This window comes from Candidatus Synchoanobacter obligatus (assembly GCF_024259865.1).
In the GTDB taxonomy this organism is placed as follows: domain Bacteria; phylum Pseudomonadota; class Gammaproteobacteria; order Comchoanobacterales; family Comchoanobacteraceae; genus Synchoanobacter; species Synchoanobacter obligatus.
On record NZ_JAKUDN010000002.1, the window covers coordinates 586,678 to 608,843 of the forward strand.

Annotated in this window: 21 protein-coding genes; 17 read left to right on the forward strand and 4 right to left on the reverse strand. The window is 41.6% G+C overall.

The genetic code is table 11. From position 1 onward, the window contains the following. The first annotated feature begins 70 nt into the window (after positions 1–70). Positions 71–736: an ankyrin repeat domain-containing protein gene (locus MKS91_RS04710; protein WP_258569689.1), complete on the forward strand. Its 666-nt coding sequence runs from the start codon at positions 71–73 to the stop codon at positions 734–736. 221 nt (positions 737–957) lie between these two features. Continuing rightward, complete coding sequence (locus tag MKS91_RS05330) at positions 958–1,800, forward strand: alpha/beta hydrolase (RefSeq protein ID WP_258569690.1); 843 nt, start codon at positions 958–960, stop codon at positions 1,798–1,800. On the opposite strand, the gene sohB is transcribed toward MKS91_RS05330, so the two are convergent. After that, the gene (gene sohB, locus MKS91_RS04720) at positions 1,801–2,754 is read right to left on the reverse strand and encodes a protease SohB (RefSeq protein WP_258569691.1); all 954 of its coding nucleotides are present in this window, start codon (positions 2,752–2,754) and stop codon (positions 1,801–1,803) included. A 124-nt stretch (positions 2,755–2,878) separates the two neighbouring features. On the opposite strand from sohB, the gene MKS91_RS04725 reads away from it, so the two are divergent. The 5 genes from MKS91_RS04725 (at position 2,879) to MKS91_RS04745 (ending at position 6,939) form a co-directional block, all read left to right on the forward strand. Next, positions 2,879–3,394, forward strand: a complete 516-nt coding sequence (locus MKS91_RS04725; RefSeq protein WP_258569692.1) for a DUF805 domain-containing protein — start codon at positions 2,879–2,881, stop codon at positions 3,392–3,394. Positions 3,395–3,508: 114 nt separating this feature from the next. Beyond that, complete coding sequence (recA, locus tag MKS91_RS04730) at positions 3,509–4,507, forward strand: recombinase RecA (protein ID WP_258569693.1); 999 nt, start codon at positions 3,509–3,511, stop codon at positions 4,505–4,507. Beyond that, positions 4,500–4,883, forward strand: coding sequence for a hypothetical protein (locus MKS91_RS04735; protein WP_258569694.1), 384 nt, complete (start codon positions 4,500–4,502; stop codon positions 4,881–4,883). The genes recA and MKS91_RS04735 overlap by 8 nt, the downstream gene beginning before the upstream one ends. 9 nt (positions 4,884–4,892) lie before the next feature. Beyond that, positions 4,893–6,671: a DNA mismatch repair endonuclease MutL gene (gene mutL / locus MKS91_RS04740; protein ID WP_258569695.1), complete on the forward strand. Its 1,779-nt coding sequence runs from the start codon at positions 4,893–4,895 to the stop codon at positions 6,669–6,671. A gap of 1 nt (position 6,672) precedes the next feature. Next, a complete protein-coding gene (locus tag MKS91_RS04745; RefSeq protein ID WP_258569696.1) occupies positions 6,673–6,939 on the forward strand; it encodes an acylphosphatase in 267 nt (88 codons plus the stop codon). Between the two features lie 12 nt (positions 6,940–6,951). Here the strand turns inward: MKS91_RS04745 and MKS91_RS04750 are convergent, their stop codons facing one another. Next, the gene (locus tag MKS91_RS04750) at positions 6,952–7,164 is read right to left on the reverse strand and encodes a cold-shock protein (protein WP_258569697.1); all 213 of its coding nucleotides are present in this window, start codon (positions 7,162–7,164) and stop codon (positions 6,952–6,954) included. A gap of 269 nt (positions 7,165–7,433) precedes the next feature. On the opposite strand from MKS91_RS04750, the gene gyrA reads away from it, so the two are divergent. Both gyrA and cmk read left to right on the forward strand, forming a co-directional pair. Further along, positions 7,434–9,983 (forward strand): DNA gyrase subunit A, encoded by a 2,550-nt coding sequence (gyrA, locus tag MKS91_RS04755; protein ID WP_258569698.1) that lies wholly within the window; start codon positions 7,434–7,436, stop codon positions 9,981–9,983. Next, the gene (gene cmk, locus MKS91_RS04760) at positions 9,983–11,056 is read left to right on the forward strand and encodes a (d)CMP kinase (protein ID WP_258569787.1); all 1,074 of its coding nucleotides are present in this window, start codon (positions 9,983–9,985) and stop codon (positions 11,054–11,056) included. Before gyrA ends, cmk begins: the two co-directional genes overlap by 1 nt. Positions 11,057–11,059: 3 nt before the next feature. On the opposite strand, the gene MKS91_RS04765 is transcribed toward cmk, so the two are convergent. Then, positions 11,060–12,007 carry a DNA polymerase III subunit delta gene (locus tag MKS91_RS04765; RefSeq protein ID WP_258569699.1) on the reverse strand — a complete coding sequence of 316 codons (948 nt, stop codon included), beginning with the start codon at positions 12,005–12,007 and terminating at the stop codon, positions 11,060–11,062. A 175-nt stretch (positions 12,008–12,182) separates the two neighbouring features. Between MKS91_RS04765 and rpsA the strand changes: the two genes are divergently transcribed. From rpsA to MKS91_RS04790, 5 genes are all read left to right on the forward strand, one after another. Beyond that, on the forward strand, positions 12,183–13,838 hold the full coding sequence (rpsA, locus tag MKS91_RS04770) for a 30S ribosomal protein S1 (RefSeq protein WP_258569700.1): 1,656 nt from the start codon (positions 12,183–12,185) through the stop codon (positions 13,836–13,838). 29 nt (positions 13,839–13,867) lie between these two features. Next, entirely contained in the window at positions 13,868–14,749 is an 882-nt protein-coding gene (locus tag MKS91_RS04775) for a hypothetical protein (RefSeq protein ID WP_258569701.1), read from the forward strand. Positions 14,750–14,871: 122 nt separating this feature from the next. Beyond that, entirely contained in the window at positions 14,872–15,687 is an 816-nt protein-coding gene (locus MKS91_RS04780) for a hypothetical protein (protein ID WP_258569702.1), read from the forward strand. Between the two features lie 146 nt (positions 15,688–15,833). Next, entirely contained in the window at positions 15,834–16,163 is a 330-nt protein-coding gene (locus tag MKS91_RS04785; protein ID WP_258569703.1) for a hypothetical protein, read from the forward strand. Next, the gene (locus MKS91_RS04790; RefSeq protein WP_258569704.1) at positions 16,160–16,639 is read left to right on the forward strand and encodes a hypothetical protein; all 480 of its coding nucleotides are present in this window, start codon (positions 16,160–16,162) and stop codon (positions 16,637–16,639) included. Before MKS91_RS04785 ends, MKS91_RS04790 begins: the two co-directional genes overlap by 4 nt. Here MKS91_RS04790 and trxB read toward each other — a convergent pair. Then, positions 16,634–17,572: a thioredoxin-disulfide reductase gene (gene trxB, locus MKS91_RS04795; RefSeq protein ID WP_258569705.1), complete on the reverse strand. Its 939-nt coding sequence runs from the start codon at positions 17,570–17,572 to the stop codon at positions 16,634–16,636. The two genes, MKS91_RS04790 and trxB, sit on opposite strands and share 6 nt — an antisense overlap. Before the next feature lie 161 nt (positions 17,573–17,733). Here trxB and MKS91_RS04805 point away from each other — a divergent pair, with 161 nt between their 5' ends. Genes MKS91_RS04805 through MKS91_RS04815 form a run of 3 tightly spaced genes read left to right on the forward strand, consistent with a single transcriptional unit; the run spans position 17,734 to position 22,163 of the window. Continuing rightward, entirely contained in the window at positions 17,734–19,812 is a 2,079-nt protein-coding gene (locus tag MKS91_RS04805; protein WP_272880555.1) for a DNA translocase FtsK, read from the forward strand. A gap of 8 nt (positions 19,813–19,820) precedes the next feature. Continuing rightward, positions 19,821–21,074, forward strand: a complete 1,254-nt coding sequence (gene serS / locus MKS91_RS04810) for a serine--tRNA ligase (protein WP_258569706.1) — start codon at positions 19,821–19,823, stop codon at positions 21,072–21,074. A gap of 12 nt (positions 21,075–21,086) precedes the next feature. Then, positions 21,087–22,163: a mechanosensitive ion channel family protein gene (locus MKS91_RS04815; protein ID WP_258569707.1), complete on the forward strand. Its 1,077-nt coding sequence runs from the start codon at positions 21,087–21,089 to the stop codon at positions 22,161–22,163. The last annotated feature ends 3 nt before the right edge of the window (positions 22,164–22,166 follow it).

Sequence of the window (22,166 nt, forward strand, 5' to 3'; positions counted from 1 at the left end):
GTCTAAAAAAAACCTTGTTTCATATGAGGGTATGCTGTATTATATTCCTGATTATAATGTAAAAAAAAGAATGAGACAAAAAAGAAAAAATATACAATTGGTGTTAGCAGTATTTCAAAAGAATGAGACAGAGGTTAAAAAGCTTTTGGCCGATGGTGCATGTCTTAGATATATTTGTTCACGTAAAGATGAAGGAGGAATCTTTGAGAATGAAACGGCTCTAGAGGTTGCTATAAAGTGGAAACGTATGGCGATCGCAATACTTTTGATTCAGCACGGAGCAAATCTCATGCACAAAGTTATATCTGGAGGATATCAGGGATCTTCTATGCTAAAGTTGGCGTGTATTAAAGAGCAAAAAGATTTAGTAGCGTTCATGGTTAAAAAGGGTGCGGAGTTCCATGGTAATGAAGTACTAAAGCTTACTGAGCTTGAAGTGATTGGTATGGTTATACCCACACTAGATTCTAAATATCTAAATTCTCAATATGCAAGAAGTGTTGCGTTCTGCTTTCCAATATTGCGCAAAATATGGTATACATTGCTCTTCTGCTTGAGTAGATATCAAGCAGACATTAACATTCATGTTTTTGGACGATTGCTGTCCGAGCAACTGCTTCATATTTTATATCCTGTTGCAGAACATACTGAAGACCAAAAGTTGGCCTATAAAAAAAGAGCGGTGCTATTTTATACAGTTGAGGACGCTTTGTATTGCTTAGCCAAAAGCGGCTAATGGCCATCTGGTGGTATTGTAAAAATTCTCGGTATATTGATGCGTTATGTGTCCCTAATAGTGGTTATGGTATGATAGTCAGAAATCATTGTTACATAACATAGCTTTATGAGGGTCGGTTGTTAAAACTTTATTGTGGTTCTGTGTTATTTATAGGATGAAAGATTGTGTATAGTCAGTCATAATATCCATGTTAAGTACAGTGTTATAGGGAGGGATATGTGTCAAAGTTTTTGAATTCTACGATGTCGTTATTATGGACATTTTCTGGAGGGCTTTTTTTCTATTTACTGTTGCTTGTTGTGATGCAACGTAAGATGATCTATTTCCCTAGTCAATACCCTGATGGCGTCACTAAGGATTTGCCTGGGGTTGAGGCGGTTCAATATCAGATTGAAGGTCATGCTCAAACGGCTTATTTTATTCCGCCAGGAAGCAATGATCAGGGCTGCCTTTGGGTGATGTTCTCAGGCAATGCGTCATTGGCTTTAGGGTGGTTGTCTATTCTTCAAGAAAAGTTAGGTGATAAGGCAGGATTTTTATTGGTTGATTATCCGGGTTATGGTGACAATAAAGCCCGGCCTAGTTTGGGTTTAAATATGCAGGCAGGATCGGCTGCTTATCAGGCGCTCATGCGCCAACATCCACATCTACGAAGGTTAAAGCTGGGTGTTATGGGCTACTCACTTGGTGGTGCGATGGCCGTTGACTTTTCTAGTAAGCATACTGTTGATCGGGTTGTCCTGTTCAGCCCATTCACATCGATGCAGGACATGTTAAAAACCCATTACCCATGGACATATCCGTTATTAAGACCGTTTTTATTCGATCAATATGATATTGAGAGTGGGCTTGATCAGCTGTTAAAGCAGCGTTGTCGGCCTAAAGTGTTCTTGCTTCATGGTTCTGATGATGAGGTGGTGCCGGTTACAATGTCAAGAAGCATGGCTGAGCGTTTCTCTGCTGGAATTACCTATCAAGAGATTCCATTAGCAACTCATGATTTGGTTTCAACCCATGCTGATATAGTACGCCGAGAAGTGGCCAAACTCTGTGAGCACTAGCTATCCAAGAGCTTGAAGGGCCTGGATGGCCTTGGCTTTTAAGGTCTTAAGCAAGCTTTCTTCAGTGGGTGTTGAAATGATAAAGATGGCGTGCGATGTGAGGTGGTCCTGGATGTATTCATCACTGGTGTAGAGTTGGTCAACCAAACCTTTCTCATGTGCCACGGTTGCGGGCCATGTTTCACCAGTAGCAACCTCATCAAGGTTAAGGTCTCTATACTGGGTGATATGCTCTTTAAAGAGCTTATGGGTTAACTCAGCATCTTCTTTAACTTTATTTTCACCTTCTTCAGTCGGTTCGCCAAAGACAGACAAAGTACGTTTGTATTTGCCTGCAGTGATTTGTTTGTACTCAATACCATGTTTGGCAAGTAATTGGTAAATATTTGGAAGCTCATAAGCAACACCGATAGAGCCAATACAAGCAAAAGGGGCGGCAATGATTTGATTGGCAAGAGAGGCAATCAGATAGCCACCACTGGCAGCCATTTCATCGATAGCAATGGTAAGGTGCAACCCTGCTTTGCGAATACGGTGTATCTGAGATGCTGCCAAGCCATAGCCTGTTACGGTTCCACCACGGCTGTTGAGTCGAATCAATACTTGGTCGTTTTCATTGGCTATGGAGAGGATCAGGTTAATTTCTTGGCGTAAGACTGATACTTGGGAGGCTTTAATGTCACCATCAAAGTCGAGGACAAATAAATGTTCTGAGGGCTTTGATAGTGCTTTGGTCGATTTTTTGATTTTCTTGAGGACACTTTTAAAATGCTTGAATGACTTCAGTTCTTTACAGGTGGATGCTTGATCCTCTAGTGCCTCTTTGTTGTAATGGGTGATAGACGGTTTGTGGCTACGGGCCTTTTTTGTGCTGGCTTTAATGATGAGTAGAATGAAAAAAAGAACAGTAAGGCCTTTAGCAAGAAATAACAGGTATTGGTCGAGTAGTAACATAGCGGATAATGGTATGAATTATTAACATAATAGCCGAAATTGATTTTTGATACAATAATTGAAAATTAGCTTGTGTTTTTTGACGGTTGTGGTAAATTTAATATGAATAAGATAGGTTATTATAATGAATTTAATCATATCTAGTCGTTCGTTTATAAAAAAAATCAAACATAGTTTCATCATCATCTTTACTCAATGGTCTGATACGTCAGGTAGGGTATCAAGGGAGCAGTTTTGGCCAGGGTATGTATGTATCAATTTGCTGTTAAATGCCGTGCCTTATTTTTTTGCTCAAGCACTGTTAAATGATCAAGATCCATCGGCAGTTTTGGCATGGAAAGTCGCGCTTAAACATTTTTATATGATGATGTTTTTGCCAAGCGTGGTGTTTGTTTTACTGATGTTAGCGATGAAGATAAAGCGTTTTCATGATACAGACCGCTCTGGGTGGTTATGTGTTGCTGAAGCAGTGGGCAAAATTGTCAGTATGGTGTGGATGATCTCTATGATTGTCTCTGGGTTTAGTCGCTCATACATAGTATCTTCATTGGTATTTATGGTGCTTGTTCTGTATGTGTTTATTGTCCTGTTACTTCCGGGTAGTCAGGGTCGCAATGAGTATGGTCTACAGCCAAAATAGCTGATAGGGTCTATCACTTTTAAGATACAAGATTTTTAAAAAAAGTAGAAGCACGTCTATCAGATAAGATAAAAAAGTATTAAACTGTAAAAAATATCTTAGAGGACGATGCGTATGGAAACAAAAAAAGGTAAAAGTACCCTTGATGCTGTAATGAAGGACATTGAGGCGCAGTGTGGTAAAGGTGCTGTGTGGTGTTTGGGGGATGTGCCTGTCGCGGACGTTGACACCATTTCAACAGGGTCATTGTCTTTAGATGTTGCTTTGGGTATTGGAGGACTTCCAGTTGGTCGGGTGGTTGAGATATATGGGCCAGAGTCTTCGGGTAAAACAACATTAACTCTACATGCTATTGCAGATTGTCAAAAGAAGGGGGGTGTGGCAGCGTTTATTGACGCAGAGCATGCACTTGATCCCTTGTATGCAAGGAAGTTAGGCGTTGATATTGATAAATTATTGGTGTCTCAGCCAGATACGGGAGAGCAAGCGCTAGAGATTGCTGATATGCTGGTCCGTTCAGGAGCGATTGATCTGGTGGTGATTGACTCAGTAGCGGCATTAACACCTAAGGCTGAAATTGAGGGTGATATGGGAGACTCTCATGTCGGGCTTCAAGCCAGGTTAATGTCTCAGGCATTGAGAAAGTTAACAGGGCATATCAAGCGTTCTAACACCATGGTCATTTTTATTAATCAGCTAAGAATGAAAATTGGTGTGATGTTTGGGAATCCAGAAACAACAACGGGCGGGAATGCGTTAAAGTTTTATGCCTCAGTGCGGTTAGATATTCGCCGAATAGGTGCGATCAAGCACGGTGATGAGATTATTGGGAATCAAACCAAAGTTAAGGTTGTAAAGAATAAAATGGCTCCGCCATTTAAAGTGGTTCAGTTTGAGATCTTTTATGGAGAAGGGATCTCTCGGGCGGGTGAAATTATAGATCTGGGTGTTGCGTATAAAGTGATTGAGAAGTCAGGAGCATGGTATAGCTACGGTGGTGAAAAGCTAGGGCAAGGAAAGGATAAGGTTAGAGAGCTGTTAAAAGCCAATACAGCTTTGGGGGCAGAAATTGAGGCAGCTGTTTTGGCCAAGGTATTGCCAAACCATGGATAATACAGTTTTGCTTAAAATGATGGACAGTCTTCTCAGTGGTGGTGGTTTAGATTATGATGGCTTGATTGGGCGGCTCGAGGCGATGGGATTTGATATTCAAGAAGAAGAGCGCTATCTGGTTAAAGATAAGTACGATGTATGGTTGACGACTTCGTTTGATCTTGATAAAAAAGTAGGGGAATATATAAAGCGTGGCTATGGTCCTTCTTATGTCTCCAGGGTGGTTGCGAAAGAGGATGCTGATTTTAATATAGATAAATATGATTGGGCTGAAGCCTATCGTATAGCTATTAATAAATCAGGGAATAGAACCGGGAAAAAGCGCCAAGGTTTTTTATATCGAAGAGGCTTTTTAAGCAATAGTGTTATTGACTGAGGTACAAATATGATTAAGAAATTACCAGAATTATTAAAGAATCAAATTAAGGCAGGTGAGGTGATCAACCAGCCAAAAGATGTTGTAAAGGAAGTTTTGGAAAATGCACTTGATGCTGGGGCCAATCAGCTGCTTTTGGAGGTTAAGGGGGGAGGTCTCACGTCTATTGTTCTTAAAGATAATGGCTGTGGTATTGAAAAGCATCAGCTTGAATTGGCGCTCACGGCACATGCGACCAGTAAGCTTTCAGCATTGGAGGACTTTTCTAAAATGAAAACGATGGGTTTTCGAGGAGAGGCACTAGCCAGTATCGTATCGGTCTCACGGGTAACGTTAGCATCTACGGTTAAAGATCAATCTCACGGTTGGGTATTAACAGCTTCAGAAGATGTTTTTGATAAAAACCAACTCAAACCGCATGCCATCCAGAAAGGAACAATGCTTGAAATAAAGGACCTTTTTTTTAATGCAAAAGCCAGGAGAGAGTTTTTATCATCAGCCAGCTCTGAGGCAAGAAAAATAGAAGAGGTGGTTAAAAAAGTAGCATTGTCACGTCATGACATCATGATTCAGTATGCTTCTGAGAAAAGGTCTTTTGAGATACCTGCTTCTGAAGAGAGGTCAGACGTTAAGCGTCTTGCCAGTATTATGGGAGATGCTTTTGCAAAACATGCCTTATGGATTGAAGGGGACCAAGATGGTGTGAGCCTCTCTGGTTTTGTGACAGACCCTCAGTATCAAAGGGCAAGAGGTGATATGCAGTATGTTTTTGTTAATGGAAGAGCCATTAAAGATACCTCGATTGTTATGTCAATTAGGCAAGCTTATCAGGATGTCATGTACCAAAAGAATCAGCCAGGGCTTGTGATTTATATCACGTTGGATCCTTGCCGAGTAGACGCAAATATTCACCCAACAAAAGAGCTTATTCGTATTAAAGACATGAAGAGTGTCACAAGTTTCCTGTTCCATTTGGTGAAATCAACGTTGAGAGGACTGAGGCCTGTGGTAGCAACGCCCCCCTTGTACTCTGAGGTAGGGCAAAGTACCTCATTGACACTGGCTATGCCGCCAGTGCCAATGAGAGCAACGGTTGCAGCGCCAGTGCCAACGCAGTTAATGATACAAGAGCCTGGAGCGGCAGTTGTTAATGAAGACCCTATGCCTGTGACAGTTTCAGCTCAGCAGAGTGAAGTTGTACGACCACAGCCGCTGGGGCAAGCAATGGTGCAGTTACAAGGGGTGTATATTTTAAGTCAAGCGCAAGATGGTATGGTGATTGTGGATATGCATGCAGCACATGAGCGGATATTGTACGAGAAAATGAAGGCAGCTTATGCAGATAAGGGTATCTATAGGCAAACCCAGTTGGTTCCTGTTGTGGTTGACGTTATATCTGAGCAGCTTGCGTGTGCTATAAAAAACCAGTTGCTGCTTGAGCAGCTGGGCTTTGAGGTGCATCAATCGGGGCCTGATCAGCTGATGGTCCGAGCCATTCCCCAAGGCTTGTCTGAGAAAAATATTTCAGTGCTGGTTCAAGCCGTGGTCCAGTCATTATTAGATCATCAGGCGGTTTCACCTGTAGAAGAGACTGTTCATGCGGTACTGTCGACGATGGCGTGTCATCGAGCAATCAGGGCTAATCGTCAGTTATCTATCATTGAAATGAACCAGCTGTTAAGGGACATTGAAGAGGCAGAGCATGGTAGTCAATGCAATCATGGGCGGCCAACTTGGATTCATTGGAATATGGCGACATTAGATGGTTTTTTTCACAGGGGAGCTTAAGATGGAAAGATACTTAATTGAGGCACATGGAGAGGTGCAAGGCGTAGGGTTTAGAGCTTTTTGTCAGAATATGGCTAAAAATCTAAATATAATGGGCTATGCAAAGAATATGCCAGAGGGATATGTTGAAAGCGCAGTTGTTGGAAGAATAGAAGATATAGAAAGCTACTGTGAGGAGTTAAAGAACTCCTCACCAGGTCACCTTGAGCGTATCGTTGTATCTGATTTAGATACTGATACAGAATTCAAAGGATTTGACATCCTTTAAATTCGCTGGGGGCTACTCTGAGGAAACTTGTAGATCAGTTGCCGCAGGTTTGCCACCGTTGCCTGATTCAATATTAAATTGAAGTCTTTGGCCTTCTTCAAGAGATTGAAGTCCAGCTGCTCTAACAGCACTAGAATGAACAAATACATCATTTTCCCCAGAATCTGGGACAATGAAACCATAACCTTTTGTAGGGTTATACCACTTAACTATACCGCTTTCCATGATTGATCCTCATATATTAAAAAATTTAAACAATACTATATATACTTCAGTTTTCATGAATCCTACATAGATAAAGCGACTATACTGTATTGCTAACAAATATGCAAGTCTAAGTTCTTCTTTGAATAATATTGAGAAATTTTTAATATCTGAGACTTGTAGGTTGGGTTGTTGTAATCCGGCAATTGGAGTGGTATTCGCTAGTGAAATTTGCTATAGTGTGGCAAATATGATTTATGAATATTGCGCGAAAGAGAAAAAGGTGGTTTATGAGCGAAATTAAGGTTGGTGAAATTAGCCAAAGTACAGTGGAAAGTGTGTTGGTCGATGGTTGGTCAATGTACGCGTATAGCTCATTAGCACGTGCGCTTCCTGAGGTTAGAGATGGATTTAAGCCCGTGCAAAGAAGGATTCTTTATGCGATGCATGAGCTAGGAAATGACTGGGGAAAGCCAACAAAAAAGTCAGCGAGAATTGTGGGTGATGTTATTGGTAAGTACCACCCGCATGGTGATTCTGCTGTATATGAAGCATTGGTAAGAATGGCGCAGCCTTTTTCACTCAGATATATGTTGATTCAAGGGCAAGGAAACTTTGGTTCAATCGATGGTGATGCTGCAGCAGCAATGCGTTATACTGAAGTCAGATTGTCAAAGATCACCAGGGCTGTTTTAAAGGATATTAATAAAGACACGGTCGACTTTGTTCCCAACTATGATAATACAGAGTTTGCACCCAGTGTAATGCCAACTCAGATCCCCAATTTATTGGTGAATGGCTCAACAGGGATTGCAGTAGGCATGGCAACCAATATCCCGCCTCATAATCTATATGATGTGATGCAGGCTGTTATTATGATGATTGATGAACCTGAGGTTGATATTGAGGCGTTGATTGATGTGGTAAAAGGGCCAGATTTCCCTACTGGCGCCATGATTAATGGTCGTGCGGGTATTGTGCAGGCTTATAAGACTGGGCGCGGCAAAATTTATATGAAAGCAAAGGCATTTGTTGAAACCCACAAAAATCAAGAGATTATTGTGGTGACTGAAATACCATATATGCTGAATAAATCACGGCTTCTAGAGAAAATTGGCTGGTTGGTCAGAGAGAAAAAGATTGAAGGGATTAGTGCATTTCGTGATGAGTCAGATAGGGACGGCATGCGAGTGGTTGTTGAGGTGAAGCGAGGGGAGTCTGCAGAAGTTATTTTAAATAAGCTGTATGCGATGACTCAGTTACAGTCGGTATTTGGAATCAATATGGTAGCCCTTGATCAAGGGCAGCCTAAGTGCTTAACTTTAAGAGAGATCTTGTCGTCATTTATTGATCATCGCCGGGATGTGGTGAGACGTAGAACCCAGTTTGACTTGAATAAAGCAAAGTCACGGGCGCATTTATTAGAAGGTTTGGCAGTTGCTTTAATTAATATTGATGAGATTGTCACCATTATCAAGGCTTCTAAAACACCCCAAGAAGCAAAAAAAGTTTTGGTAGAAGCAGCGTGGGGCTTGGGCGATGTTGAGTTACCCTATAATGACCCTGATATGCTTAAGGTATTAACCTTGTATCCTAAGGCGGGTCTTGATGCGAAGAGCAATGTTTATCATTTGTCTGAAATGCAAGCACAAGCCATTCTTGATATGAGGCTGCACCGGTTGACAGGTTTGGAGCAAGATAAGATATTGGTTGAGTACAAAGATCTTATTGCGAAAATACGTGAGTTAATGGAAATTTTGGCTGACTATCAGAAATTAATGGGTGTGATCCGTCAAGAGTCGGAAGAAGTTGCAGAACAGTTTAAAGATGGGCGTCGTACTGAGATATTGGATAGTAAAATTGATATTGAAGATTTAGATTTGATTCCTGATGAACCTGTTGTGGTGACGATCTCTTGTCAAGGTTATACTAAGATCCAAGCACTTGATGGGTATAAAGCTCAGCGTCGAGGTGGTGTTGGGAAATCATCGGCAGTGGTAAAAGAGGAAGATTATGTTAAGCATTTATATATTGCTTCTCGGCATGATTTCTTGTTGTGTTTCACCAATTTAGGTCGCTTATATTGGTTGAGAGTGTATCAGTTGCCGATGGTGAGTAGAGGCTCTAAAGGAAAACCCATTGTTAATTATTTGCCTTTACAGGATAAAGAAGACGTGACAGCCGTTCTTCCAATTAGAGATTTTGAAGAGCCGTTTTCCGTTGTAATGGCAACCCGTTGTGGGGTTATTAAGCGTGTGGCTTTAGATAACTTCTCAAGACCAAGACAGTCTGGAATTATAGCCATTAATCTTGATGAAGGGGATTCATTGGTTGGTGCCTCGTTGACCATGTCAGAAGATGTCATGTTATTTTCTCGCCAAGGTAAAGTCATCCGATTTTCAAATGATGATGTGAGAGTCATGGGACGTGGTGCTCGTGGTGTCAGAGGTATTCGTCTGAAGGACGGTGATGAGTTGGTATCGATGATTGTGGCTCAACTTGACAAGAAGGTGTTAACTGTTGCCTCATCAGGTTTTGGTAAAAAAACCAAAGTAGAAGAGTTTCGTCGTACTGGGCGAGGAGGGCAAGGTATTATCGCCATGCAGTTACCTGAGGGTATTGAACTGGTTGGTGCTAGTGCAATCTCAGAAGGAGATGATATCTTTTTGATCACGGACGGTAGTACGTTGGTGAGAATTACAGAGTCAGAAGTTTCAACCATTGGCCGAAGTACCAAAGGCGTACGGCTTTTGCGTTTGAAGCCACAAGAGTATTTGGTGTCAACGCAGGTGTTCGCTGTAGTGGATGGTGATGAAGAAGCAGAGGGTGAAGAAAAGTGATGCTGGTTGCTGTTGATGGCCAGTCATCAACAGGGAAAAGCTCATTGGCTGGCGCCTTGGCTTGTCGTTTGGGGTTTAATTTTTTAGGCACAGGTTCACTATACCGTTTGGTAGCGTATCAAAGGCTGAATTCTAGCAAAAGCTTTGAAAATATTGTCACAGGTTTGGTTGAGGCAGTTTCTTTTGAGTACCATCAGGGAGACATGAAGGTATTATTTGGGGGAAAAGATGTCACTGCGATATTGAATGCGACTGATGTGACCAAAATGGCTTCTGATATAGCAAAAGATAAAGAAGTTAGGGACTTGTTAGAGCCGGTGCAGCATGATTTTTACGTGAATCCAGGCTTAGTAGCTGAAGGCCGTGACATGGGTACAGTTATCTTTCCTAATGCGGATTTAAAGTTTTTTTTAGCGGCAGATGTTCAGATTAGAGCAAAGCGTCGGCATCAGCAGTTATTGGCTATGGGTATGATGCGAACAGAAGAAGAGCTGGTAGAGCAGTTACGGGCAAGAGATTTTCAAGATGAAAATCGTGATGTATCACCATTGGTTCCAGCAACTGATGCGATCATGATTGATGCTGCGTTACCTTGGGGAGAAAACTTAGATCAGATGTATCATAAGGTTGTTGAGATGCTGCCTCGTGGTGTATTGCCTAAAGAGCTCGAGGTTGATTTTAAGTTAACGAAGGAGCGCGCATATCAATTACGTCAGCAGCATGAGTTAACGGGTAATAGCAAGATCTTAGAGTGGTGGCGTATGCAAGTGTTAGATATTGAGAAAAAATATGGAGAGGATCCATTGCCAGGTATGCGTTGGTTGATGCCGGCATATCAGCGGGGTTTCAACGTTTATGCAGATAGTCGGTCAGAAGAGATGAATGATTTTATGTCGCCTGACTTCCAGATAGTAGATCAGCATTTTTACAATCAGTTGATTCGTATACCACAGAAGCACCCTGTAACAGCGAAGAGGGTTTTTCAAATTGCGCTGAATGTAGGGCAAGGTTTGGCCAACAAAACAGTTAGAATAGATTATAATATTGACGACTTTTTGTACATGGAGTCTTGATGGCTATTGCTTAGTATATGGTACCTGTATCAGGTCTTTTTGCGTATTAAATAGCCAGTAGTGAAGTAATAGCGTGGGGTCTTCGGAGCCGAGTCCTTTGAAATGGCGCTCAAGAGCTATTAGATCTGAATATTGCGTTGCAAGTGTGGAACGTGTCAATTGATGAAGGACTTTCTGTACTGTTTTATGCTGGTTTGGCCAGGGAAAGTGCTGTTTTATCTCAGGAGGGTTTTTTGCAGTAAGATACAGCTTTCGCCAGAGCGAAGTTGTTGCCCAAAAAAGTTGCATTGGGTTGTTTTGTGCCTGTAAAAATATATAGAGTTTTGTTGGACTGGAGAGCACGGCATCTAAGATGTCATAAGCGCTCATATTGTTTTGCATGTAAATCGCTGTTTTGAGTTCAGCGTCAGAAATTTTTTTGTTACCAAAGATAAGCAAAAGCCGATTAATCGTTGCCGGGATTAGGCTTTCAGAGCCCTGGTGGCTGATGGCTAACCATTGAATGCCACGTTTAGACATTTGAAGACCACTTTTGGATGTCAGAGTAGCGATTTCTCGCGACAAGAACGGTTCTTTTAGGGCATAAGTTCGAATAACCGAGCCAAAAGACAGCATGTTTTTGGTATCTTTAGGGGCTTTTTCTATGCCATAAATAACAATAATTTTTTCAGAGCAGGTTGGGACCTTCCAAGGAAACTTTGTGATTAGCTTGTCAGATAGTCTGATGTATTGGATTTCGGGTTCTGCAAATAGAGAGCTAGAGAGGTGCTGCGCTTTAAAGGATTCGATATCATCAATATCTAGTAGCGAGCGTCTATTGACTCGATATTTTGGATAACGTTGCTGGATTGTGCCAAACAAGTTACTTAATATCAGTCCTTCAGGGCCAATAATGGTGAAATGCTGGCTTACCTTGTGCCAGTCGTTGCTTAACTTGTAATAGGGTATCATGAGGTTATTTTACATGGATCAATTTTTGGTTCAAGTAGTATCTAATAACTTTATCGGGGGATTTGGTTAAAAGTTATTGAATTTTTGGTATAAGTATAGTATTATCCGAGCATTTGGTGGTATCCCTTAGGGGTACTGGAGTATTAACGAACTATCCCTATAAGGGAATATAATTATGTCAACATCATCTAATACAGATTTCCAGTCCTTAGTAGACTTGGTAAATACGATTCCATCATTCAACGCAAAATCAGGGTCACTGATTAAAGGCCAGGTCACAGAAGTAGGGCCAGAGTTTGTCGTTGTTGATGTCAATATGAAATCAGAAGCCTTGGTCCCAGTTGCAGAATTTTTGAATGTATCTGGAGAGCTGACGGTTGAGGCAGGTGAAGAGTTAGATTTCTTGCTCGAAGCTGTCGATAATGGTTTCGGAGAAACATGTGTATCTCGTGAAAAAGCCATTAAAGCTGCAGTTTGGGAGCGTCTAGAAGAAGCGCTAAGAAATGAAGAGAATGTTGTCGGTCAAATTATAGATCGGGTTAAAGGCGGCTTTACAGTGAATGTAGAAGGCGTCAGAGCATTCTTGCCGGGTTCTCAGGTAGATTTACGACCAATCAAAGATCTTGATATGGTTGCAACAAAGCAAGAGTTCGAATTTAAAGTTGTTAAAATGGATATGAAGCGTAATAACGTGGTTGTATCTAGAAGAGCAGTGATTGAAGAGGAAACAAGTGAAGAGCGTGAGCAGCTTCTAAGCACATTGGCAGAAGGTCAAGAAGTGAAAGGTGTTGTTAAGAATCTAACAGACTATGGTGCATTCGTAGATCTAGGTGGTATTGACGGCCTGCTACACAGTCTAGATATGTCATGGAAGCGTATCAAACATCCATCAGAAATGTTGAGCGTTCACGATGAAATCACAGTTAAGATCTTATCCTTTGATCGTGAAAAGAAGCGTGTTTCACTAGGGTTGAAGCAGCTACAGGGTGATCCTTGGCATGATTTATTAGAGCGTAACCCTGTGGGAACAAGGCTCTTTGGTCGCGTTACCAACATTACCGAGTATGGTTGTTTTGTAGAAATTGAAGACGGCATTGAAGGTTTGGTGCATATGTCTGAAATGGATTGGACCAATAAGAATATTCATCCGCATAAGGTGGTTGAAATTGATCAAGAAGTTGAGGTTATGGTTTTGGATATTGACGAAACCAGACGTCGTATTTCACTTGGTTTGAAACAATGTATGTTAAATCCTTGGAATGAATTTGGTCAAAACCATGAAGTAGGTAGTAAAGTAAAAGGAGCGATTCGCTCAATTACAGACTTTGGTGTCTTTGTTGGGCTCGAAGGTAATATCGATGGTTTGGTGCATCTAACGGACTTGTCTTGGGTTCTTCCTGGTGATAAAGCGCTACGTGCTTATAAGAAAGGTCAAGAAGTTGAAGCGGTTATTTTGTCAATTGACCCTGATAGAGAAAGAATTTCATTGGGTCTAAAGCAAGTAGATACAGATCCATTCGATAACTTTATTGCTTCATGCCCTGTGGGTCAGCAAATAAACGGTAAGATTCTGTCTGTCGATGCAAAGAAAGTACTTGTATCACTAGATGCTGGGCTAACAGGAACAGTCAAACGTTCTGAGTTTGATGAATCTCAGTCGCTAGAGGAAGATGAAGTTCTTTCATTGTACGTTGTTTCCGGTGAGCGTAAGAACCAGATGGTTCAGCTAAGTACGCTACCTGCACAACAATCCTCATCAGCGCCAGGTTCAACCTTAGGTGACTTGATGAAGGGACAATTATCGCAGAATTCAGACGACGAATCTAAATAATGCATATCGTATCGATAGGGGCTGGAGTTATGTCTTCAGCCTTTTCGGTTGCTCAGGGTGCATGTCATCAAGTATCTATTATTTCATCACCTTTTGATCAGCGGACAAGAAGCTGTATAGAAGCAACAGGGTTTGATGAGCGGCTTGAGTGTTCGTGGCCTAGCTCAGTATCTTTTGTTGACGAGAAGGTGGTATCAGAGTTTGATCTCATTGTTATAGGGGTTAGTTCAGCGGGTATGGGTTGGGCTATTGATATTGCACGAAGTCTGATAAATCATAAAAAAGTTCCAGTGTTATTATTAACGAAAGGGCTGCAGCAGTCAGGTGATACGTTGGTGGCGTTGCCTGTTTGGGTTCAAGAGACATTGGGTGTTGATGTATTAGCCATTACAGGACCTTGTATTGCCAAAGAGTTGGCACAAGGCTGCAAAACTTCTGTTGAAATTTCTTCTAACCAATATGCGTTGGCCGTCCAGTGGTCCTCATTGTTGTCCTTGCCTCACTATACGCTGTGTCCTAATGAGGATATGATAGGGTGTCAGTTATTGGCAGCATTGAAAAATGTGTATGCAATCATTATCGCGAAAGCAGGTGATCATTTAAATCATCGTTCTAGTCTGTTTGCACAATCTTTATTTGAAATGCAGCAGTGGCTGAGTGATTATCATGCGGATGATAAAAATACATATGGATTGTCAGGAACGGGTGATCTTTATGTGACGTGTCTTGGTGGCAGAAATGGAAAGTTCGGTCACTATTTGTCGACAGGGCTGTCTGTTACAGAAATATTAGAAGGCCCGATGAAGGATGTGACCATCGAAGGCTTAGATCTTGCTATGTTGCTTGCTAAAAGTCCCCAGAAGGTAGGCAAAACGCTGTTTTTGGATCTTTTGCAAACTTTGGGTTGTTAATTGTTTATAATCAATTGTTTTTGGCTCTCTTAAAACATATTTTCAGTCGTAGACGTCTCAAAGGTTGTTTTTTTTGTTGTCATTCAGTATCATTGTCCTAGATAAACACTAAAGGAATAGAGATGTATATAAAACTTAATGCAATTGTAGGGGCTTCATTGCTTTTTTCTGCGGTAGCTTCTCATGCAATTGATTGTGATATTGATGTACGCTTCGGCATGAAAACAGATTCAAAGCAGTTCTTGCAAATGCCTCACAATACTGGAGATAGGCTAAACGTTGGTGCGTCCATTGATGATATTTCTGATGCAATGGGTTATAATGTGCCAGAGTTTGTGGATTTTTCTTTTTTAGCCAGCCATGAAATTATGGCAGATGTGTATACCTCTTCTTATGTCAAAACAAGAACACTAGAAAGAAATATTGATATTGGAACCAGTGTGTCATATCAAAAAAAATATTTGGATAATCAGTTGTTCGCACAAGTTTATGCGGATGCATATTATTCTTGGTTTTGGAATGGTGTTGACTATCAAGATGTATACCCGATTCACCTGGACTTGGGTGCAAGAGTCGATATCCCTGTTTTTTCTCAGGGTGGCATGTATATTGAGTTGTCATACCCATTGCGTCATCAGTACCGTCTAGAAGCGGAGGACGCTGTTGCGGATGTGCATACAATGCCAAGTTTGGCCATTGGTTATTCGTTGTTTTATAAAATATATAGCACAGATAGTGGAGAGAGTGTGGTTCATCCTGCCAAAATAGCTTTTGAGCCGATTGCAATCCCTGTTGTGGGTTATGTTAAGCCAGAGGTTGTTAAGGAAGAGCCTGTTACGGCTGAGCCTCAAGTGATCGTTAACGAGGCGGTTGAAGAGGAGTCTCTAGGTTGGTTTGCATGGATTATTGAGTACATCGCTAGACTGTTTCGATTTTAGTATCACCTAGTGTATGTAGAGGGCCGCGATTGCGGCCCTTTTTATTGACAGCCTTACCAGAACCCTTCTTAAGGTCTTGATATTAAGTTGTTTTTGTTGGCATCTTGCTGTTTTTATGTTGTAATCCCTGCAATAATGATTAAAAAATGAAAAAAACGCAAAACATACCACCCTATTTGAGTCATAAGATAACTGCGGCGCAGTTTACCGTGGAGCTTTCCAGTTGTGGCATCATTGACTTTGAGCAAGCGTTAAAAGCGCATTCTTCACTTGAGCTGCATGCCCATACATTTGCACTGGCGGAATCACACATATTTTTGCCATCTCGACCATTGAGATTGGTTTATTTGCGCGAGGTGGGAGATAATCCTGATTTGATTAAACCGTTATTAGGTTCAGAAAAAGATTTTAAATTTGTGCCAGAATCTGGCATAGATCGGGGCAGCAGACTTATGATGCAGAGAAGAGTGAGTTGATTGCCTATAATGCATTAGCGCTATTGCGTAAGTGTGATTATGGAGTAAGTTTGCAGGATGCTGTTCATGAAATGCGAGCAATTGAATGGAGTGGGCTTGTCATTACGCCAAAAGAAATTCTTAGTTTGGCATTTTCAACATGTATAGACTCCTTCTATCGCTTTAGGCCTAGTAGAGTGGATGCCTTTAGAGACAATGTTGCTCAAACCATGTTGTGTGCTACTGCTAGAGACAATTTAGGTCTTCCTAAGCTTCCGGTGGAAATTGTCGAGGAAATATTAAAATTTTTAGTCACACCTGCAGAGTGGCGAATGGTGAAGCGACTTGATGATAGCCCACAGCCGTGGGCCAATAGCACAATTCCTGTTGCTGCTAACGCATTATTAGCGGCCAATAAAGAAGCCGCTAAAGCGCATACCCATTCACCTGAAAGTTTGGCAGATTTTTTGGCAGATACTGCGGTAAAGACTTTATAGCGCATCTAAGTATTTTTCAGCATCTAGTGCAGCCATACAGCCGGTGCCTGCAGAGGTAACGGCTTGGCGGTAGACTGAGTCCATCACATCACCAGAGGCAAACACACCTGGGATGCTGGTTTGGGTGGCGTGTTCATTTTGGCCGCTTTTAACGGTTAAATAGCCACCTTTCATGTCTAGCTGGTCAACAAATAATGAAGTGTTTGGTGTGTGACCGATAGCGATAAATACAGCACTTAAGTCAATAGTGCGTCGGCTTTCATCGAGCGTGCTTTTTAAGCGAAGCTGGGTGACCTCTTTCTCGTTACCGAGTATTTCATCAACAACGGCACTCCATTCTATGTGAATGTTGCCATTCTTTTCTTTTTCAAATAAACGATTTTGTAAGGTTTTATCTGCTCTTAATGCTTCTCTTCTATGGACTAATGTAACGCTTTTAGCAATGCGGGACAGATACAGGGCTTCTTCAACAGCCGTGTTTCCACCGCCGATAACAGCAACGTCTTGGTCTTTAAAGAAGAAGCCATCACAGGTTGCACAAGCTGAAACACCTTTGCCATTATATGTTTTCTCAGACTCAATGCCTAACCAGCGTGCTGTAGCCCCCGTTGAAATGATAATGGCATCAGCGCTATAGGTTTTTTGTCCTTTAAGGATAAAAGGTCTTTGTTGGAGGTCAACGCTATCTATATGGTCATTAATGATGTTGGCCTCTAAGTGTTTTGCATGGGTTAGCATACGATCCATTAAGTCCGGCCCTTGAAGCCCGATGGCATCGCCTGGCCAGTTTTCAACATCCGTTGTACCCATTAGCTGACCACCTTCTTCTAGGCCTGTGATGACTGCAGGGTTTAGGTTTGCGCGTGCAGCATAAATTGCTGCAGTTAGTCCAGCAGGGCCAGAGCCTAAAATAATGAGTGAATGATGTTCCATAATATATGTCTCAAGTTTTTTTACAGTGTGGGGTAAGGTCCTATTAATGTCAATAGAATGTTGAGAAAAGCAGTCATATTTTGATGCAGGGAGAGTGGGATTTGATTTGCCATATGGTTAGCGATACAGTAAAATATTCCCAATATTATGAATGGTAAGTTATGGAACATGTAGAAAGTCAGTTTGTTCGAAAGGATATTGTATTTATTGTATACGCATCACTGGCGATGTTTTTGTTTATTGCTTTGTGGTCATATCATGAGGCAGACCCTGCGTTTTATCAACAGGTAAATGGTTATGAAATTGCAAATTGGGAAGGGTTTTTAGGAGCGCATCTTGCGGGGTTGTTTGTTTTCTTTTTAGGGTATGCCGCTTATATGCTACCTTTTGTCTTTTCATATCGGGCTTATTGTCTTTTAAAAGGAAGCCACTATCTTGCTAGTAGGAGCTTGTGGGGGAGTTTGTTACTGTCTTTAGGATGTTTGGGCTTGATGAGTTTGCATTTGGTTCACGAAGCAACTTTTCCTGTGGGCATGGGAGGATTTGTAGGAGATCAGTTGGCATGGCTTTTAACAGATTGGGTTGATGTTGTGGGTGCCACAGTTGTCTTTGCAGGTCTAACAGCTATCGGTGTGACGATGGTATTTAATGTGACCATAGAGCGCTTGGCTTCAGTTAAAATTCATATTCCCAAAGCATCTGTACCAATGCCAGTCGCTAGGAGCAGGAAGCGCCCACAAGTAGTTTCTAAGCTCAATGAAAAACGTAAAAAGAGACCAGTTACTTTGAGTGATGATCTCTTACAAGATAATGCGAAACCAGCGGTGGTTGCAACACCACAAGAGCGAGAACAGTTTTCTAGAGACATTGAAGAAAGACTGCTAGATTTTGGTGTAGATGCGCGTGTTGTTGGTGTGGTTGAAGGTCCCGTTGTGACGCGTTATGAAGTGGCATTGGCTGCAGGAACAAAGGTTAGTCGTATCAGTACCTTGGCAAAAGATTTGGCGCGTTCATTGTCTGTCGTCAGTGTGAGGATTGTTGATGTGATTCCTGGTAAAGCTGTGATTGGTTTGGAGTTCCCTAATAAAATCCGTCAGATGGTTACTTTAAAAGAGATCATTGCCTCAACGAAGTTTAAGCAAGCAAAATCAGGCTTAACATTAGCGTTGGGGAAAGGTATCAGTGGTGAGGTTGTTTGTGCGGATCTGGCTAAAATGCCACACTTATTGGTTGCTGGTACAACGGGTGCCGGTAAGTCTGTGGGGCTTAATGCCATGTTGTTGAGTATGCTTTATAAGTCGTCCCCTGAAGATTTGCGATTAATTTTGATTGACCCTAAAATGCTTGAGCTCTCGGCATATGCGGATATTCCTCATTTGCTAACACCTGTGGTAACCAATATGGATGATGCCGCAGGCACCCTACGTTGGTGTGTTGCTGAAATGGAAAGACGTTACCAGTTAATGGCATCACTTGGTGTAAGAAATATTGCTGGCTATAACGAAAAAGTTAAAAATCAGAGTCAGACGAAAGGCCTGTTAGAGGAAGCTGCTGCACATGCGAATGGAGAGTGTGCTGACCATTATGAAACACTTCCATACATTGTCGTTGTAGCGGATGAGTTTGCTGACATGATGATGGTTGTGGGTAAAAAGGTTGAGCAGTTGATTGCCAGATTGGCGCAAAAAGCGCGTGCTGCAGGGATCCATATTATTTTAGCAACACAAAGACCTTCTGTCGATGTGATTACAGGTTTGATTAAAGCAAATATTCCGTGCCGTATTGCTTTTCAAACATCATCGCGAATTGACTCAAGGACTATTTTGGACCAACAAGGTGCTGAAACATTACTGGGCCATGGTGATATGTTGTATTTGCCGTCAGGCAGTGGTATGCCTACAAGGGTTCATGGTGCGTTTGTTAGTGATGAAGAAGTGCATCAAGTGACCAGTGAAATTAAGAAGTTAGGTCAACCAAAATACATCGAAGGTGTGACGGCAGTACAGGAGGCTTCAACGGTTGAGGGGGGGGATAATTCCTCTGAAGATGCGTTGTATAAAGAAGCTTGTGAAGAAGTTATCAAGCAAAATAAAGTTTCTATTTCAAGTGTTCAAAGGCGGTTTAGAATTGGGTATAATAGAGCAGCAAACTTGGTAGAGGCGATGCAAAAAAATGGTGTGGTTTCAGAACCCGAGTCAAACGGTCAGCGCCGTGTGCTCGTCACAAATAATCAAGAGTAGGAGCTAGCATGATTCCAAATAAAATATTAAGAAAAGATATTAAACGTGTGAAAGACATGGTTAAACGGCGAGGGCTCAATGTAGACTTTGGTACATATGAGGAAATGGAAGAAGAAAGAAGGTCACATCAGGTTGCAACAGAGGCAGCACAGATGGAATCAAATACTTTGTCAAAAGAAGTTGCTGTTCTCAAACGTTCTGGTCAAGACGCGTCACCTATTCTTGAACAGCTGGCAGTGATTTCAAAAGACAAGAAAGCAAGAGAGCAGTCATTAAAAATACTATTAGATAGTATGCGGGACTTTGAGCTGTCATTACCAAATTTGTTGGATGAGCGTGTTCCAGAAGGGAAAACTGAGGCAGACAATCAGGAAATATCAAAACATGGTGATATTCCCAACTTTGATTTTGAGGTGAAGTCACATACGGATCTTGCGGGCGATGCACTGGATTTTTCTCGTGCAGCGAAGATGTCAGGTTCACGGTTTGTGGTGATGAAGGGGCGAATGGCAAAGTTGCATCGAGCATTGGCTCAATGGATGCTGGATACTCAAGTTGAACGCGGTTATGAAGAGGTGAATCCTCCCGTTCTGGTTGAGCACCATGCTTTGGTTGGAACAGGGCAGTTACCAAAGTTTGCGGATGATCAGTTTTTTACAGAAGGGCAGCATGCATTGATCCCAACGGCAGAAGTGAGTGTTACGAACCTGCATCGAGAGGAGATTTTACCATTAGGGGCATTGCCAATTGCTTATTCAGCATTAACATTGTGCTTTAGGAAAGAAGCAGGTGCTTATGGGAAAGATACTCATGGTTTGATTCGTTTGCATCAATTTGAAAAAGTAGAATTGGTCAAGTTTGTGTCTGAGGCGACAGCACAATCTGAGTTTGAAGCGCTGATTACAGATGCTGAGTATATCCTACAGCAGCTTCAGCTTCCTTATCGAAAAGTATTGTTATGTGCTGGGGATACCAGCGCCAGTGCAAAGATAACATATGATTTAGAAGTATGGTTGCCAGGCGAAAACCAGTATCGGGAAATATCTTCATGCAGTTATTTTGGGGATTACCAAGCAAGAAGGATGCAAGCTCGTTACCGCGATGAAGACGGTAATGTACAGCCATTGCATACCATCAATGGCAGTGGGCTTGCAGTAGGGCGGGCCTTGGTTGCGGTTATTGAAAACTACCAATTGGCTTCTGGAAAAATTGCGGTTCCGGATGTTTTAAAACCTTATCTTGGCATGGTCGATGAAATTTAATTAGGAGTAAGTATGAGCTATATAGAAATGGTACATTTGGCAAACATCGAGTTATTTGTTCGTTTGCTTTCATTGTTTATCATCGCCTTGGTTTATCGTTCAGCTTGGAGGCATGTTTATGCTAGAACCAAGGACAGTACTTCAATCCTTGATACCAGTTTTTTGCAAGCGTTACATTACCCCTTCTATTTTCTATTACTGTTGTTTGCGATTAGTATGGTGCTGCCCTTTATACCGGGAAGCTTATATAAAGCAATAGATAAAACGCCTCAACACTTTGAAGGGATATTCTCAGTAGGGTTTACCGTTTTTGTGCTGATGGTATTTAATCGATTCTTATCGAACATCCAATCAACGATTATTCGAATAGAAAAAAATACGGTAATGGAGAACTCTCAAGCTTGGATATCTGCCTGTAAATTGGGACGTTTGGTTTCTATATTGGTCTTTGTACTGGTAACCTTAAGTGTGTTCCATGTGCCGATGGGGCAGATATTGGCACCTACAGCAGTATTGGCTTTTGCGATTCCTTTTGCAGGTAAAGATATCTTAGCCAACGTATTTGGTGGTGTGATGGTATTATGCGATCGACCCTTCACGGTAGGAGATTATGTAACAATTGCTAATAATGAAGAGGGGACAGTGCGTTATATTGGCTGGAGAGTCACACAAGTTCAATTACGTAACGGTCGGATTCTTCATGTACCTAATGGGCTTATTACCACATCAACAGTGACAAACTATTCAGAAAAGACGCATTGGTTTGTTCAAAAAGAAATAGGCTTAAGGTATCAAGATTTAGAAGTCGCCGCAGAGATTGCTCAAGCCTTAGAAGATTGGATTAATGGGCATAAACTAACCAATCAACGCCGTGTTAGTTTTGCAAAACTCTATGATTTGTCGGATTCCAGTGTGATTATTCGTGCAAGGGTCTATTTGAAAAGCAGTATTAATACCAAGCAATGGTATGCATTTACCCAAGAGCTTTTATTAAAAACCAATGCTCTGGTTAAAGATAAGGGCGCTGATTTTGCGTTTCCAACAAGAACAGTGGTTATGGAAAAATCTGAGGATATAACCGAGTCATAGGAG